The sequence below is a fragment of the Pseudomonas sp. E1MeOHC2 genome (assembly GCF_058745025.1).
The window spans coordinates 4,057,580-4,073,514 of record NZ_CP196675.1 but is presented as its reverse complement, the minus strand read 5'-3'; the positions used below and the strand labels follow the sequence as shown (position 1 = coordinate 4,073,514).

15 protein-coding genes are annotated in these 15,935 nt (G+C 62.7%); 6 read left to right on the top strand and 9 right to left on the bottom strand.

Annotated elements, in window-relative coordinates:
- Positions 1-91: 91 nt before the first annotated feature.
- A complete protein-coding gene (rlmKL, locus tag ACSSU5_RS18465) occupies positions 92-2,284 on the bottom strand; it encodes a bifunctional 23S rRNA (guanine(2069)-N(7))-methyltransferase RlmK/23S rRNA (guanine(2445)-N(2))-methyltransferase RlmL (protein ID WP_264309622.1) in 2,193 nt (730 codons plus the stop codon).
- Between the two features lie 561 nt (positions 2,285-2,845).
- Here rlmKL and rmf point away from each other — a divergent pair.
- Complete coding sequence (gene rmf, locus ACSSU5_RS18460) at positions 2,846-3,061, top strand: ribosome modulation factor (RefSeq protein ID WP_003248687.1); 216 nt, start codon at positions 2,846-2,848, stop codon at positions 3,059-3,061.
- A 94-nt stretch (positions 3,062-3,155) separates the two neighbouring features.
- Here the strand turns inward: rmf and ACSSU5_RS18455 are convergent, their stop codons facing one another.
- Positions 3,156-4,178, bottom strand: a complete 1,023-nt coding sequence (locus tag ACSSU5_RS18455; protein WP_492559458.1) for a quinone-dependent dihydroorotate dehydrogenase — start codon at positions 4,176-4,178, stop codon at positions 3,156-3,158.
- A 139-nt stretch (positions 4,179-4,317) separates the two neighbouring features.
- Between ACSSU5_RS18455 and ACSSU5_RS18450 the strand changes: the two genes are divergently transcribed.
- From ACSSU5_RS18450 to cobA, 5 genes are all read left to right on the top strand, one after another.
- Positions 4,318-5,532 (top strand): CmpA/NrtA family ABC transporter substrate-binding protein, encoded by a 1,215-nt coding sequence (locus ACSSU5_RS18450; protein WP_492559457.1) that lies wholly within the window; start codon positions 4,318-4,320, stop codon positions 5,530-5,532.
- Between the two features lie 11 nt (positions 5,533-5,543).
- Entirely contained in the window at positions 5,544-6,119 is a 576-nt protein-coding gene (locus tag ACSSU5_RS18445; protein ID WP_264309625.1) for an ANTAR domain-containing response regulator, read from the top strand.
- A 213-nt stretch (positions 6,120-6,332) separates the two neighbouring features.
- Positions 6,333-7,544 (top strand): nitrate/nitrite transporter, encoded by a 1,212-nt coding sequence (locus tag ACSSU5_RS18440; protein WP_492559456.1) that lies wholly within the window; start codon positions 6,333-6,335, stop codon positions 7,542-7,544.
- Positions 7,545-7,553: 9 nt separating this feature from the next.
- Positions 7,554-9,224 carry a bifunctional protein-serine/threonine kinase/phosphatase gene (locus ACSSU5_RS18435; RefSeq protein ID WP_264309627.1) on the top strand — a complete coding sequence of 557 codons (1,671 nt, stop codon included), beginning with the start codon at positions 7,554-7,556 and terminating at the stop codon, positions 9,222-9,224.
- Between the two features lie 27 nt (positions 9,225-9,251).
- Positions 9,252-9,995: a uroporphyrinogen-III C-methyltransferase gene (gene cobA / locus ACSSU5_RS18430; RefSeq protein ID WP_492559455.1), complete on the top strand. Its 744-nt coding sequence runs from the start codon at positions 9,252-9,254 to the stop codon at positions 9,993-9,995.
- Between the two features lie 69 nt (positions 9,996-10,064).
- Here cobA and ACSSU5_RS18425 read toward each other — a convergent pair whose 3' ends face one another.
- From ACSSU5_RS18425 to ACSSU5_RS18395, 7 genes are all read right to left on the bottom strand, one after another.
- On the bottom strand, positions 10,065-11,102 hold the full coding sequence (locus ACSSU5_RS18425) for an OmpA family protein (protein ID WP_264309629.1): 1,038 nt from the start codon (positions 11,100-11,102) through the stop codon (positions 10,065-10,067).
- 111 nt (positions 11,103-11,213) lie between these two features.
- The gene (gene sigX / locus ACSSU5_RS18420) at positions 11,214-11,780 is read right to left on the bottom strand and encodes an RNA polymerase sigma factor SigX (protein ID WP_264309630.1); all 567 of its coding nucleotides are present in this window, start codon (positions 11,778-11,780) and stop codon (positions 11,214-11,216) included.
- A 112-nt stretch (positions 11,781-11,892) separates the two neighbouring features.
- On the bottom strand, positions 11,893-12,717 hold the full coding sequence (locus ACSSU5_RS18415; protein ID WP_264309631.1) for a mechanosensitive ion channel family protein: 825 nt from the start codon (positions 12,715-12,717) through the stop codon (positions 11,893-11,895).
- A 2-nt stretch (positions 12,718-12,719) separates the two neighbouring features.
- Positions 12,720-12,983 (bottom strand): hypothetical protein, encoded by a 264-nt coding sequence (locus ACSSU5_RS18410; protein WP_033700486.1) that lies wholly within the window; start codon positions 12,981-12,983, stop codon positions 12,720-12,722.
- A gap of 205 nt (positions 12,984-13,188) precedes the next feature.
- Positions 13,189-14,184, bottom strand: coding sequence for a zinc transporter ZntB (locus ACSSU5_RS18405; RefSeq protein ID WP_492559454.1), 996 nt, complete (start codon positions 14,182-14,184; stop codon positions 13,189-13,191).
- Between the two features lie 27 nt (positions 14,185-14,211).
- Positions 14,212-14,703 carry a ribonuclease E activity regulator RraA gene (gene rraA / locus ACSSU5_RS18400; protein WP_264309633.1) on the bottom strand — a complete coding sequence of 164 codons (492 nt, stop codon included), beginning with the start codon at positions 14,701-14,703 and terminating at the stop codon, positions 14,212-14,214.
- Positions 14,704-14,923: 220 nt separating this feature from the next.
- On the bottom strand, positions 14,924-15,916 hold the full coding sequence (locus tag ACSSU5_RS18395; RefSeq protein WP_492559453.1) for an alpha/beta fold hydrolase: 993 nt from the start codon (positions 15,914-15,916) through the stop codon (positions 14,924-14,926).
- Positions 15,917-15,935: the final 19 nt, after the last annotated feature.

Genomic DNA, 15,935 nt, shown 5'->3' with positions numbered 1-15,935 from the left:
ACCATCTCGTCACGTCAGCGTCCTGCGGATTATCTTGCCCTGGCCTCAGTTATAGCTATTGGCCATTAGCCGCGCAATGCACCTCGTCGCTTCAGCGCAATTGCAGGCGCCATGCGCGGTGGATGCGGTTGTTGCGGGCAAAGTCCGGGTCCAGTGTCTGGGCGGTGATTTCCTCCACCGCGTAACGCGCCATCAGGTGCTCATCGAGCTGGAACTTACGGAAGTTGTTGGAGAAATACAGCACGCCACCTGGCTCCAGGCGCGCCATCGCCAGGTCGAGCAACTGCACATGGTCACGCTGCACATCGAACACACCTTCCATACGCTTGGAGTTGGAGAAGGTCGGCGGGTCGATGAAGATCATGTCGTAGCTGTCACGGTTGGCTTCCAGCCAGGCCATCACATCGCCCTGCTCCAGGCGGTTACGCTCAGAAAAACCGTTGAGCGACAGGTTGCGCCGCGCCCAGTCCAGGTAGGTTTTCGACAAGTCGACGCTGGTGGTGCTGCGCGCACCGCCCTTGGCCGCATGCACGGTGGCGGTGGCGGTGTAGCAGAACAGGTTGAGGAAGCGCTTGCCGGCGGCCTCGCGCTGGATGCGCATGCGCATCGGGCGATGGTCGAGGAACAGGCCGGTGTCCAGATAGTCGGTGAGGTTGACCAGCAGCTTGACGCCGCCTTCGTTGACTTCCTGGAAGCGCCCTTCGGTGGCCTGGCGCTCATACTGGCGGGTGCCGCTCTGGCGCTCACGGCGTTTGAGCACCACACGCTGAGGCGAAATGCCCAGGGCCTGTGGAATCGCTGCCAATGCATCGAGCAGACGCGCCTGGGCCTTTTCCGGGTCGATCGTACGGGGCGCCGCGTATTCCTGCACATGCACCCAGTCGTGGTAGAGGTCTACCGCCAGGGCGTACTCAGGCATGTCGGCATCGTACAGACGGTAGCAATCGACCTGCTCGCGACGCGCCCACTTGCCCAGCTGCTTGAGATTTTTTTGCAGACGATTGGCGAACATCTGCGCACCCTCCGACAGACGCGCGGGTTCGCTTGCCTGCGGCTCCTGGCGACGGGCATCGGTGTTTTCAGACTGCGCATCGCGACGCTCGCCGGTGACGAACTGGTCGGGCTGCACCTTGAACAACAGCAGCTTGCACGGCAGCGCACCGTTCCAGAAAGCGTATTGCTTGTGGCTACGAATGCCCATGCGCTTGCCCAGCTCCGGCGCCCCGGTGAACACCGCCGCTTCCCAGCCCATGCACGCCTGGCGCAGACGCTCGCCAAGGTTCTGGTAGAGGTACAGCAGGCTGGCTTCGTCGCCCAGACGCTCGCCGTAAGGCGGGTTGCTGATGACCAGGCCTTTCTGGTTCTGGTCAGGCCGTGGCTCGAAGGTGCTGACTTCGCCCTGGTAAATCTTCACCCAGTCGCTCAGGCCGGCACGCTCGACGTTGTTGCGCCCCGGCTGGATCAGCCGTGGGTCGGCCTCGTAGCCGCGAATCCACAGCGGTGGCTTGGCCAGGCCGGCCTGCGCGCGTGCTTGCCCCTCGTCATGAACCTTGCGCCACAGTGCCGGCACATGGCCAAGCCAGGCGCTGAAGCCCCAGCGCTCGCGCTTGAGGTTGGGCGCGATATCCGCGGCAATCATCGCGGCTTCGACCAGGAAGGTACCCACACCGCACATCGGGTCAGCCAGCGCGCCGCCTTCGGCAGCGATGCGTGGCCATCCGGCGCGAATCAATACGGCTGCCGCGAGGTTTTCCTTGAGCGGCGCGGCGCCTTGCTGCAAGCGGTAGCCGCGTTGGTGCAGGCTGTGGCCGGAGAGGTCGAGCGAGAGAATCGCCTCGCCACGGTCCAGGCGCAGGTGCACGCGTACGTCCGGGTCGATCTTCTCCACCGACGGGCGCAGGCCTTCACGGTTGCGCAGCTTGTCGACAATGGCGTCCTTGACCTTGAGCGCACCGAAATGGGTGTTGTCGATGCCCGAGCCGTGGCCGCTGAACTCTACCGCGAGGGTGCCGTCGGCAGCCAGGTGGTCAGCCCAGTCAACCGCGTTCACGCCGTCGTAGAGGTCGTCGGCGTTCTTCATGTTGAAGCGCTTGAGCACCAGCAGCACCCGGTTGGCCAGGCGCGACCAGAGGCACAGGCGGTAGGCGGTTTCCATGTCGGCGGCGCCGCGAATGGCCGAGGTGTGCTCGCGCACCTCATCGAGGCCGAGGCCCTTGGCCTCTTCGGCGAGCAGGCCTTCCAGGCCTTTGGGGCAGGTAAGATAAAGTTCGAAACGGTCCGACATGAGTATTCCAGAGCCTTGGGCTATTTGACTGACGAGGCGACGCATCACCCCGCGATGTTTGCCCGAACACCCTTCCAGCAGGCGTCCGAGTGGCCATCCCCTGCGCGCAACCGCGTAGCAGAACGACCGGGCCGCCTGACCGATCAGCACTTCGCCAGGGGCAAAGACAGCTTAGATCATCAGGCAGTATTAAAAATTCGAGCGATTCAGGAACCGATGTGACCCTTCGTCGCATTTCAAAATATTTCTGTCACGGCTCAGCAACGCTGGCGAAATGACGTCAATGATCGGCAAACCCCGATCATAGCGGGCTCAAGGCAAAATAAGGTTGAGTCGCATTTATTTACTTATCACTACACCCTTGGAAAGGTTACGTGCTTATGACAAATCGATCATTCACACCGTGACTTGCATTCGTTAGAACTGGTCTCAGGCCGCTTCGCAACGAGGCGGCACCTTCAGCTCGCGACGCCGGCAGCGAGCGCAAACCGGCAGAATGACTCTGCCCGGCCTCGGAGAGGCCGACGGGACATTACAGTCAACAAGTGAGGGCAACACCCTATGAGAAGACTTAAGCGTGATCCGTTGGAAAGAGCATATTCACGTGGCTACCAATACGGGGTCACCGGCAAATCCCGCGAACTTTGCCCCTTCAATCTTCCTTCTGTTCGCCAAGCCTGGATCAACGGCTGGCGTGAAGGTCGCGGTGATAACTGGGACGGCATGACTGGCACCGCTGGCATCCATAGACTCAACGAAAATCACGCCGTTGGCTGATCGAGGACACTGAATTCGATTTACCATGCACGCCCCATCCGGGCGGCGGGCGAAGGCCCAGGGGCCCCTTGATGGGGCCCTTTTTTATGGCCGGTTACCTTGGCATCGCGGCGATGGCATCCACTGCCTCGCGGATCAGCGCAGGGCCCTTATAGATGAAGCCGGAGTAAATCTGCACCAGGCTGGCACCCGCAGCGATTTTTTCGGCGGCGTGGCGGCCCTCGGTGATGCCACCGGCAGCAATGATCGGCAGCTTGCCACCCAGCTCACCTGCCAGCACCTTCACGGTGTGCGTGCTCTTTTCCAGCACCGGCGCGCCCGACAAACCACCGGCTTCGCCCCCATAAGGCAAGCCTTCGACGCCTTCACGGCTCAGCGTGGTGTTAGTGGCGATCACCGCGTCCATGCCCGATTCCATCAGCGCAGCAGCCACCAGCGCGGTTTCCTCGTCGTTCATGTCCGGGGCGATCTTGATCGCCAACGGCACGCGCTTGCCATGCGTCACCGCCAACTGCTCACGGCGCTCGGCCAAGGCATCGAGCAACTGCTTCAGCGAGTCGCCAAACTGCAGGCTGCGCAAGCCCGGCGTGTTCGGCGAGCTGACGTTGACGGTGATGTAGGTGGCATCGGTATAGACCTTGTCCAGGCAGATCAGGTAGTCATCGACCGCACGCTCGACCGGTGTGTCGAAGTTCTTGCCGATGTTGATGCCCAGCACGCCGTTGTAGCGCGAAGCACGCACGCGCTTGAGCAGATGATCGACACCCAGGTTGTTGAACCCCATGCGGTTGATGATCGCCGTCGCCTCAGGCAGACGGAAAATCCGCGGTTTGGGATTGCCCGGTTGCGGGCGTGGGGTGACGGTACCGATCTCGACGAAGCCGAAGCCCAGTTGCGCAAAGCCGTCGATTGCCGCGCCATTCTTGTCCAGGCCGGCGGCAAGGCCCACCGGGTTGGCGAAGTTCAAGCCCATGACCGACACCGGCAAGGCCGCCGGCTGCTTGCACAGCATGCCATTGAGGCCAAGACGGCCACCGGCACCAATCAGGTCCAGCGACAGGTCGTGGGAGGTTTCCGGAGAAAGCTTGAACAGCAGCTGGCGGGCCAGGGTATACATGGGCGGGCAAGGCTCGGGGTGAATGAGCTGGCGATTATAGCCAGCGCACGGCTGGCATGACAGTAAATCCTGGGGCTGCTTGGCACATGCGTTGCTTCGCTCACCGCACACTGCCTTTTCAGTACGGGCGAGGAACCTTGTGAACACAGCACCCCGAACAACGCCCCTGGCCTGGGTCAACGGCAGCGATGCGCCGGAGAAACCCAGCCTGAACATTGGCTTCATGGCCCTCACCGACTGCGCCTCGGTCGTGGTCGCCGCCACCCAGGGCTTTGCCCAGCAGTACGGTCTTACCCTCAACCTCAGTCGCCAAGGCGCCTGGGCGGGTCTGCGCGACAAACTGGTCAGCGGCGAACTGGATGCCGCGCACTGCCTGTACGGCCTGGCCTATGCCGTGCATCTGGGCATCGGCGGTGTGCCGGCCAGTGACATGGCCGTACTCATGGGGCTGAACCAAAATGCCCAGGCCATCAACCTTTCCCCTGCCCTGCAACGCAAGGGCGTGACCAGCCCTGAGGCACTGGCGCGCCTGGTGCACCAGCATGGCGCACGCCTGACCTTTGCCCAGACCTTCCCCACAGGCACCCACGCCATGTGGTTGTACTACTGGCTGGCGAGCCAAGGCATCCACCCGCAGCGCGATGTTGACAGCGTGGTAGTGCCGCCCGCGCAGATGGCCGCGCATATCCAGGCCGGCCGCATCGATGGCTTTTGTGTGGGCGAACCCTGGGCGGCCGATGCCGTCGCCAACGGCCAGGGCTTTACCCTGGCGACCAGCCAGTCGATCTGGCCAGACCACCCGGAGAAGGTCCTCGCTTGCGCCCGCGCCTTCGCCGAGCAATACCCCAACAGTGCCCGCGCCCTGATCAAGACGATCCTGGCGGCCAGCCGCTTCATTGAACAAAACCCGCAGAACCGCCGCAGCACCGCGCAGCTGCTCAGCGGCAGCGCCTATCTGGACACGCCGGTGGGCAACATCGAGCCACGCTTGCTCGGTGACTACCAGGATGGGCTGGGCAACCAGTGGCAAGACCCCCATGCCCTGCGCCTGTTCGATCAGGGCCAGGCGAACATGCCGTACCTGTCCGATGGCATGTGGTTCATGACCCAGTTCCGCCGCTGGGGCCTGCTGCGTGACGACCCCGACTACCTTGGCGTGGCCAGCCAGATCCAGCAACTGGCGCTGTATCGCGAAGCAGCGGATGCCCTCGGCATTCCTTGCCACCACCCGTCGATGCGCAGCAGCCTGCTGATCGACGGCACACGCTGGGACGGCAGCGACCCCTACGGCTATGCCCGCAGCTTCCGCCTGCACGCCCTGGGCGACACACCCGAAGCCCGCGTTGGCCTGTGAGGGGGATGAACATGCTGCGTATCCTGCTGATCGACGACACACAAAACAAGCTGGGCCGGCTCAAGGCCGCCCTGAGCGAGGCAGGCTTTGACGTGATTGAAGCCCCGAGCCTGACCATCGACCTGCCCGCCTGCGTCGAAACGGTGCATCCGGATGTCGTGTTGATCGATACCGACTCACCGGACCGTGACGTGATGGAACAAGTGGTGCTGGTCAGCCGCGACCGCCCCCGGCCCATCGTGCTGTTTACCGACGAGCATGACCCGGGGGTGATGCGCCAGGCTATCCAGGCGGGGGTCAGTGCCTACATCGTCGAGGGCATCCATGCCGCGCGGCTGCAGCCGATCCTGGATGTGGCCATGGCCCGCTTCGAAAGCGACCAGGCGCTCAAGGCGCAGCTGGTGGCGCGCGACCAGCAACTGGCCGAGCGCAAGCGCATCGAACAGGCCAAAGGCCTGCTGATGAAGATGAAGGACTGCAACGAAGAGCAGGCCTACACCCTGATGCGCCGCCAGGCCATGAGCCGCCAACAGAAGCTGATCCAGGTGGCCGAGCAGATCATCGCCATGCACGAGATGCTGGGGTGAAGCTCTAGGGAAAGTCTAAAAGGCTGTCGCAATCCATGTGGGAGCGAGTTAACCCATACCCCGAGTTGGCCCAGCTCTTGCTGAAGAAACCACACCGGTAGCCAACGGCGGTTGCCCACATAACCCCGACAAAGACGTCGCTCACCCCTCCACAGCCGTGGACCGGGTAGCGGCGTCTTTTTCGTTCCGTTGCATTGCCGAGTGAGGTGTTCGATGAGTACCAGCTTCTGGAAATCCGGGCATGTGCCCACGCTGTTCGCCGCGTTCCTGTATTTCGACCTGAGCTTCATGGTCTGGTACCTGCTCGGCCCGCTGGCGGTGCAAATCGCGGCCGACCTGCAGTTGAGTGCACAGCAACGGGGCCTGATGGTGGCCACGCCGATTCTGGCCGGTGCGATATTGCGCTTCGCCATGGGCCTGCTGGTCGATCGCCTTTCGCCAAAGACTGCCGGCCTGATCGGCCAGGTCGTGGTCATCATTGCCCTTGCTGGCGCCTGGTACCTGGGCGTGCACAGCTACGAGCAGGCCCTGCTGCTGGGCGTGTTCCTGGGCTTCGCTGGTGCCTCGTTCGCGGTCTCGCTGCCGCTGGCTTCGCAGTGGTACCCGCCGCAGCACCAAGGCAAGGCCATGGGCATCGCCGGTGCCGGTAACTCCGGCACCGTGTTCGCGGCATTGCTGGCACCCGCCCTGGCTGCGGGCTTTGGCTGGAACAACGTGTTCGGTTTTGCCCTGATCCCGCTGTCGCTGACCCTGGTAGTGTTCGCCCTGCTGGCGCGCAATGCGCCCGAGCGGCCCAAGCGCAAGGCCATGGCCGACTACCTCAAGGCCCTCGGTGACCGCGACAGCTGGTGGTTCATGTTCTTCTACAGCGTTACCTTCGGCGGATTCATCGGCCTGGCCAGCGCCCTGCCCGGCTACTTCAGCGACCAGTATGGCCTGAGCCCGGTCACCGCCGGCTACTACACCGCCGCCTGCGTTTTTGCCGGTAGCCTGATGCGCCCGCTCGGCGGCGCCCTGGCCGACCGCTTTGGCGGCATCCGCACCCTGCTGGGCATGTACAGCGTGGCCGCCATTTGTATCGCCGCGGTCGGCTTCAACTTGCCCAGCGCGGCGGCTGCGCTGGCGCTGTTCGTCAGCGCCATGCTCGGCCTGGGTGCCGGCAACGGCGCCGTGTTCCAACTGGTACCGCAACGCTTTCGCCAGGAAATCGGCGTGATGACAGGGCTGATCGGCATGGCCGGTGGTATCGGCGGCTTCCTGCTGGCTGCCGGGCTTGGCACCATCAAGCAGCACACCGGCGACTACCAGTTGGGCTTGTGGCTGTTCGCCAGCCTCGGCTTGCTGGCCTGGTTCGGCCTGCACGGCGTCAAGCAGCGCTGGCGCACCACCTGGGGCTCGGCCGCCGTCACTGCGGCGCGGGTCTGAGGCACGCCAATGAGCCTGCAACTGAACTTTGCCCACGCCAGCGCCACCGGGCCGCGCGCAGAAAACCAGGATGCCCTGCGCCTGGTTACCCCTGCGCCGGAACTGGCCGCCAGCAAAGGCTACCTGTTCGCCCTCGCCGACGGCGTCAGCCAATGTGCCGATGGCGGCCTGGCAGCACGGGCCAGCTTGCAGGCACTGGCCCTGGACTACTACGCCACCCCCGCCACCTGGAGCGTGGCGCAGGCGCTGGATCGCCTGCTGCTGGCGCAGAACCGTTGGCTACGCGCCCAGGGCAGTGGCCAGCCGCTGTTGACCACCCTCAGCGCACTGGTGCTGCGCGGTAGGCGTTTTACCCTGGCGCATGTTGGCGACTGCCGCGTCTACCGCTGGCACAAGGGCCGTCTGCAGTGCCTGAGCGAAGACCATGTCTGGGACCAACCTGGCATGCAGCATGTACTCAAGCGCGCACTGGGCCTGGATCAGCACCTGCTGGTGGATTACCTGGACGGCGAGCTGCAGGCGGGCGAGTGTTTCGTGCTCTTGAGCGACGGCGTCTGGGCCAGCCTGGGTGACCGGCATATCGAGTCGGTCTTGCGAGAGCAGCCCGACCTGCAGCTGGCCGCCGATACCTTGGTCGCCAGCGCCCATCTCAATGGCAGCCAGGACAACGCCAGCGCATTGCTGGTGCAGGTGGAACAACTGGGGCCGGCCAACCTGGGCGATACCCTGGCGCAGCTGCAACAATGGCCTGTGCCCGGCCCCCTGCGCGAAGGCCAGGCGATTGATGGCTGGCAGGTCGAAACGCTGCTCTCCAACAGTCGCCAATCCCTGCTGTACCGGGTACGCGATGGCCAAGGCCAGGCGTGGCTGCTCAAGACCCTGCCCGCCGCGCGCGAACAGGAACCGGGGGCGGCACAAGCGTTGCTGATGGAGGAATGGTACCTGCGCAGGGTCGCAGGGCGGCACTTCCCCGAGCTGCACGTCGCCAGAGAGCGCCAGCATCTGTACTACGTGATGCGCGAATACCCTGGTCAGAGCCTTGCAACGCTGCTCGCAGAGCATGGGCCGCTAACCCTGGCGCAGTGGCTGGAAATGGCCCGGCAACTGCTGCAGGCGGTCGGCGCCCTGCATCGGCGCAACTTGCTGCACCGGGACATCAAACCCCAAAACCTGCACGTGGGCACCGATGGCCAATTGCGGCTGCTGGACTTTGGCCTGGCTTACTGCCCAGGTCTGTCCGAAGACCCGCAGCACGAGCTGCCCGGCACGCCGTCGTTCATCGCCCCGGAAGCCTTCGACGGCCAGCCCCCAAGCCCGCGGCAAGACCTCTATGCTGTCGGCGTGACGCTCTACCACCTGCTGACCGGCCACTACCCCTATGGCGAAGTCGAGCCGTTTCAGCGACCGCGCTTCGGCCAGCCGGTCAATGCTTCGCGGTATCGCCCCGACCTGCCGGAATGGCTGCAACGCAATCTGCAGCAAGCGGTGGCGGCCGACCCTGCGCAACGCTTTGAAACCGCCGAACACTGGTTGCTGCTGCTCGAACGCGGCGACCGCCAGGACCTGCCCCACCGCCCCCGGCCCCTGCTCGAACGCGAACCCCTGAAAGTCTGGCGCACGCTGGCCCTGCTGTCGCTGCTGTGCAATCTGATCCTGCTGCTCACCCTGCTCAAAGGCTGAGCACACCTTGCCGATGAGGAAACAACGATGAATGCAAAAGTCTGGCTGGTCGGTGCCGGCCCTGGTGACCCCGAACTGCTGACCCTCAAGGCCGTGCGGGCACTGCAGCAAGCCCAGGTGGTGATGATCGACGACCTGGTCAACCCCGCCGTGCTGGAGCATTGCCCACAGGCGCGGGTCATTGCCGTGGGCAAGCGCGGCGGCTGTCGCTCCACGCCCCAAGCCTTTATCCAGCGCCTGATGTTGCGCCATGCGCGTCAGGGGCGCTGCGTGGTAAGGCTCAAAGGCGGCGATCCATGCATCTTCGGTCGAGGAGGCGAAGAGACCGCCTGGTTGCAAGGGCACGGTATCGAGGTTGAACTGGTCAACGGCATCACTGCAGGCCTGGCAGGGGCGACGCAATGCGGTATATCACTGACCTCGCGCGGGGTGAGCCGCGGGGTGACGCTGGTCACGGCACATACCCAGGATGACAGCGAACTGAACTGGGCGGCGCTGGCCCAGGGGGGCACGACGTTGGTGGTGTACATGGGCGTGGCGCGGCTGGAGCAGATTCGCCAAGGGCTGCTGCAAGGTGGCATGGCGCCAGATGTGCCGGTGGCGATGATCGAGAATGCATCATTGGCGCAGCAGCGCGAATGCCGCAGCGATGTACTGGGGATGGTAGAGGATGCGCGGGCGTTCGGGCTATGCAGCCCGGCGATTCTGGTGATTGGTGAGGTGGTTGGAGCCTCTGTTGAAACAATGTGCGGCCTGACGCAGGTGGCATGACATCCCGGTTGAAAACCAGGCAAAGAAAAACCCGGCCGAGGCCGGGTTTTTCATGAAGCATCAAACCAATTACTTGGCCTGGGCTTCTACTTGCGCTTCAACGCGACGGTTAACAGCGCGACCTTCTTCGGTGGCGTTGTCAGCAACCGGACGGGTCTCACCGTAGCCAACCGAGTCAACACGGCTGGATTCTACGCCGTACTGCTGGGTCAGGACTTGCTTGACAGCGCTGGCACGACGCTCGGACAGCTTCTGGTTGTAAGCGTCTGGACCCACGGAGTCAGTGTGACCTTCCACGGTGGTGGTGGTCTGTGGGTACTGCTTCATGAAGTCAGCCAGGTTCTTGATGTCGCCGTAGCTGTTAGGCTTGACGACCGACTTGTCGAAGTCGAACTTGACGTCCAGCTCAACGCGAACGACTTCGGCAACAGCCGGGCAGCCGTCGGCGTCAACGGTAACGTTGGCCGGGGTGTCAGGGCACTTGTCGACGTTGTCGCAAACGCCATCGTTGTCGCTGTCGGAGCAGACTTCGGCAACTGGAGCCGGAGCAACTTCAGCTTGCTTCGGGCTACCGCCGAAGTTCAGACCAACACCAACGGATGGGCCCCACTCGGTGTTGCCGTTGTCGATGTTGTACATGGCTTCAACGCCAGCACGGGCGAAGAACATGTCGGTGATGTACCACTTGGCGCCAGCGCCAACGTTGGCGAAGGTGGAGTGGTCACGGCCGCTACGGGTAGCTTGGCCCAGGCTCTCGTGAGCGAAACCAGCGGAAACGTACGGACGCAGAGCATCGCCAACGGTACCGAAGTGGTAGGTAGCGTCGAGCTTGGCTTTGGAACCTTTGATGTCTTTGTTGAAGACATCACCACGAGCGTTGTGAGTCTCGTTGTAGCCCAGGTCCAGGGAAACGTCGTCGGTCAGGAAGTAACCGAGGCGAACACCAGGATTGGTGCCGTCGTTCTTGAAGTTACGCTCGCTGTCGTAGTACTGCTTGGTAACGTTACCTTCGATTTCGACAGCGCCTTGGCCTTGAGCCAGAACGCCGAACGAAGTAGCAGCTACGAGCGAGCCAATGGCCAAGCCCAAGGTGTTTTTCAATTTCATCCGTTAAATCCCCATCTGGTGATAGTTAAGCAGTCCCACCAACAACAAGGGGGACAACTCGACGGCAAGTCTAGCAGAACTCGCCGATTCGTTAGAGCTATTTGCACGGGGTTAAGTTTCCTCTACCCCGTGAAATTTCTCCCTAAGCTTGTCTAGCGCGCGCTTGTAACGCATTTTCGTCGCGCTCAGGCCCATGTGCATGATATCGGCGATTTCCTGAAATTCCAGTTCTGCGACAAAACGCAGCACCAGGATTTCCCGGTCGATCGGGTTCACATGCACCAGCCATTTGTCCAGCCCGCCTTTTTCTTCGGGTTTTGGAGCCTTGTCCTCGGACGCCTCTTCAACAGGGTCCAGACTCAAGGCATCCATCAACCGACGTTTACGGCGCTCCTTGCGGTACTGGGTAATGCACTCGTTGTAGGTGATGCTGTAGAGCCAGGTCTTGAACTTCGACTTACCCTCGAAGTTTTTCAGCCCGTAAAGCACTTTGAGCATCACTTCCTGACAGACATCGTCGGCATCCCGGTCGTTCCCTAAATAACGTGCACACACGTTGAACAGGGTCCGCTGGTAGCGCCGCATGAGCTCCTCATAGGCGCGGGTAACGTGGTACAGCTCCTCATGCGAACGCGCCACCAACTCTTCGTCGGTGAGCTCGCGGGGGTCATAACGCATGGGCGGCGAATGAACTTTATTCAAAACGGATCTGGCCGACAGTCAGGTCAATGTCGCCGCGCGACCCCGTGGGTCGATTTCGCGGCGGCATACATTAACAGCTTTTGTGCGGTTAGCGGCTATTCACGCGCTGCTCAAGCAGCTCACGGTTAGACAGCGACACCAGTTCGCCATCATCGGTCAACAGCGTTGTCTTGACCGTGCCGATTTCCTCGATATGCCCTTCGACCTCTCCAATCCGCACCTGCTGGCCGACCTGGTACAGTTCACGCACGTAGATTCCGGCCAGGATCTGCCCGGCGATTTCGCGGCTGCCCAGGCCCATGGCCAAGGCAACGGCCAGACCAACGGTAATCAGCCCGATGACGATAACGTGGTTTAGCAGGTCGGTCTTGACCTCAAGCTGGCTGATGGCCACCGAGATGCTGATGATGATCACCAGGCCTTGGGTGATACGCCCAAGACCTGCGGAATACTCAAGGCCAATGCCTTCGGCTGCACCGCGTACCAGGCCATTTGCCACTTGTGCCAATAGCACGCCGGCCAGCAGCACCAGCGCCGCGCCAAACACTTTAGGCAGGTACAGGGCGAGCATGTCGAGGGTCGCCGACACCCGCTCAAGGCCCAGCGATTCAGCGGCCGAGACGAGGAAAATCAGCAACACGAACCAGTAGACGATCTTGCCAATCAGGGTCGAAATCGGCACCTGGATGCCAGCCCGACTCAGCATCTTGGTCAGCCCGGTACCGGCCATCAGGCGGTCCAGGCCGAGCTTGGCCAGCAGCTTGGACAGCAGCGCGTCGAGCAGCTTGGCCACCACGAAACCGAGCAGCACCACGACCAGCGCGCCGAACAGGTTAGGGATGAAGTTCGCCACCTTGGTCCAAAGGGCAGTCATGGCGGTGACCAGGCTTTGGGTCCAGAGATCCAGTTCCATATTCAATCGGCCTTATCTGCTTTGCTGCCGGTGGCAGCGTTGCGGGTAGAGTTTCTACGCACGGGCGCAACATGCGCCGAGCCATTGTTGACGGCAATCAGCAGCGCCTGGCTCCAACGGCCAAGCAGGCTGAACAGATCACCCGCACCGACCTGGCGGTTGGCGGTTTTCAGCACACGACCCAGGCATGCAGCGTCGTCTCGGTCCTGGCCGGACGGCGACGCCTTGAGCAGGTCGCGCAGGGATTCTTCAAACGGATCGTGCATGGGCACCTCGCGCAGTATCAGCAAGAGACGAGATGGCACAGCGATGGGTCACACATCGCATTGGGACGAATGTTTCAAAATGAACAGGCGGTGGGTTCTTCGCGGGCAAGCCCGCTCCCACAGGGAGCGCACTGCGAGATAAATCAGTGCAATACCTGTGGGTGCGGGCTTGCCCGCGAAGAGGCCGGGACAGGTCAATAGCCATTCATACCCACCGCAACCGGCGGAACAACCACCACTGCCCCACCGCCAGGCCCAGCACCAGCAGGCTGGCGAACAGGAAACCATACGGGCTGCTCGACCCCGGAATACCGCCGACATTGATGCCGAGCAGCCCGGTGACAAAGCTCATGGGCAGAAAAATGCAGGTGATGATGCCGAAGCGATACATGGTCCGGTTCATCCGCTCGCTGCGCCGCCGATCCTCGCTCTCAAGCACCAGCGCGGCCCGCTCGCGGGTCAACTCCAGCTCTTCGAGGTAGCGAATCAGGCTGTTGTTCAATTCGTTCCAGTAGTCGGCATCGGCATCGGCAAACCAGCTCCACTTGCTGCGTGACAGCTGCGCGTAGATTTCACGCTGCGGCGCCAGAAAACGCCGCAAGCCGGCGGCGCGGCGACGGATCTGCTGCAGGCTGCCCTGCTCGGGGGTATACCGTTCGTCGGATTCGACCTTTTCTTCTTCGATATCGACCAGCTCGGACAGGTCGCTGACAAGACCCTGGACCTTTTCAGTCAGCAGCTCACCCATCAGCAACAGCAATTCGGAAGCCGACTTCGGCCCCCTGCCCTCGCTGAGCAACTGGAGAATCTCGTCACTGGCCCTGAGCGGCCTCAGGCGCAGCGAAATGACCCGCTGGGCCTCGGCGAAGATGCGCACCGAGACCATGTCCTCAGGCTCGGCGCCTGGGTTGAGGTTGACCCCGCGCAAGAACAGCAACAACTGTTCATCTGCCAACGGCAGCAAGCGCGGCCGGGTGTTTTCTTCCAGCAGCAGCTCGCAGGCAAACTCGCTCAGGCCGCTGTCTCGCAGCAGCCAGGTGCGGGTTTGTGGATGGCTGCGGTCCCAGTGCAGCCAAAGGCTTTCCTGGGGGTGCAGCTGCAGGTCGTCCAGTTCGGTACGGGCAATCGAGCGCGCGCCGCCTTTGCCATCGAGCACCAGGGCATGCACCAGCCCCCACTGCGCGTTGTCTTCCTCGAACATCAAAGCTCCATCAGCGCGTGCGGCGCATCACTCCGGCATTTTCAGCGGGCTTGGCGAGACCACTACGCCATTGTTGTCGGCATACACATACTCACCCGGGCGGAAGGTCACACCGGCGAAGGTCACCGGCACGTTTAGCTCGCCAATGCCCTGCTTGTTGCTTTTTTTCGGGTGGCTGGCCAGGGCCTGCACGCCGACGTCGGTCTGGATCAGGATGTCCACGTCGCGTACGCAGCCGTAGACCACCAGGCCTTCCCAGCCGTTCTTGGCGGCTTTCTCGGCCAGCATGTCGCCCAGCAGCGCACAGCGCAGCGAACCGCCACCGTCGACCACCAGCACCTTGCCCTTGCCGTCGAGCTCGACCTGCTCCTTGACCCGCGAGTTGTCTTCAAAGCACTTGAGGGTGACGATCTGGCCACCGAACGAATCGCGGCCACCGAAGTTGCTGAACATTGGTTCGAGGACCTGGACCAGGTCCGGGTAGGCGTCGCACAGGTCGGGCGTTACGTAATGCTGCATGGGAAGCTCCTGTCAGTCACAACGAAAGCGGATATGGGCCAAGGCTACACCGGAGAGGCTGTTGACGTCATCCGGGACTGAGCAGTCAGTTGCATTCCTTCTACACTGACCTCTTCGCGGGGCAAGCCCGCTCCCACAGGATCACTGCAGCCCTTAGGCCAGTGGTATTCCTGTGGGAGCGGGCTTGCCCCGCGAAGAGGCCAGTAAAGGCCGCACAGAATCAGCTGGCCAACACAGGCTCCGCCGCCACAATCGACGCATGCACCGGCACCATCGGGTCTTTCAACCAGCGCTCCACCAACGGCCAGACCTGCGCCTGGGCCGCCTTGCTGACCAGCATGTCGACATGCCCGAATGCCTCGAAACCTTCCTCGCGCCCCAACCGCAGAAACTGCTTGCGCGCCCCGCCCAGCTGCTCGAACAGCTTGCGGCAAGCCCATACAGGGTCCTGGAAGTCCCCTGCACCGGCCACTGCCAGCACCGGCACATCAATCTGCGAAAGCCCTGCCCACCAGTCATTGTCCTTGTCGCCAAAGCGTCCGAACAGGCCGTGCCAGCGCATGCTTTCGAGTGCCAGGCCAATCGGCTCGTCCTCGGGGCCACGCTTTAACCGCTGCCCCGGAATCTGCCTCCAGCGCTTGAGCAGCAACTTCGCCCCCCACACCACCGGCGGCACTTTCAAGGGCCAGTACACCCGGCTGACCTGGGTGCCGAAGAACGCGGCGCTGGCAACCTGCTCAGGGGGCAAGAAACCACCACCCAGCGCCGCAGCCAGGGTTGTCCCGCCCAGGGAATGGCCAATCCAGTGCGGCGCCTGGCCGGCCTGCTCCTGAACGAAAGCGGCGATCAAGGGCAAGTCATCGCGGGCGTAGTCGGCGACACGGTTGTGCTGCCACTGACGGTTGCGCGGCGACAGGCCATGGCCACGCATCTCCGGGATCCACACATCGAAACCTGCGCGGGCCAGAAACGCGCCCAGGCCGATGCCTTTGGGCGAATACCAGAAACGGCGGTTGGAAAAGCTGCCGTGCAGAAGAATGACCGGTACGCCTTGGGCGCCCGGCTGGTCGGCCAGCCCAAGGCGGGTCACGGCCAGCTCGACGCTTGGGTCGGGGCTGTTGCCGGCCTTGATCCGGTACACGTCCTCGCTCAGATCGCCTCGGCGTTCAGCGCTGAGCAAGGCCACGGGAAATAAAGTGCTGCTGCTATGCATAAGGTTGCTTGGTGCACAA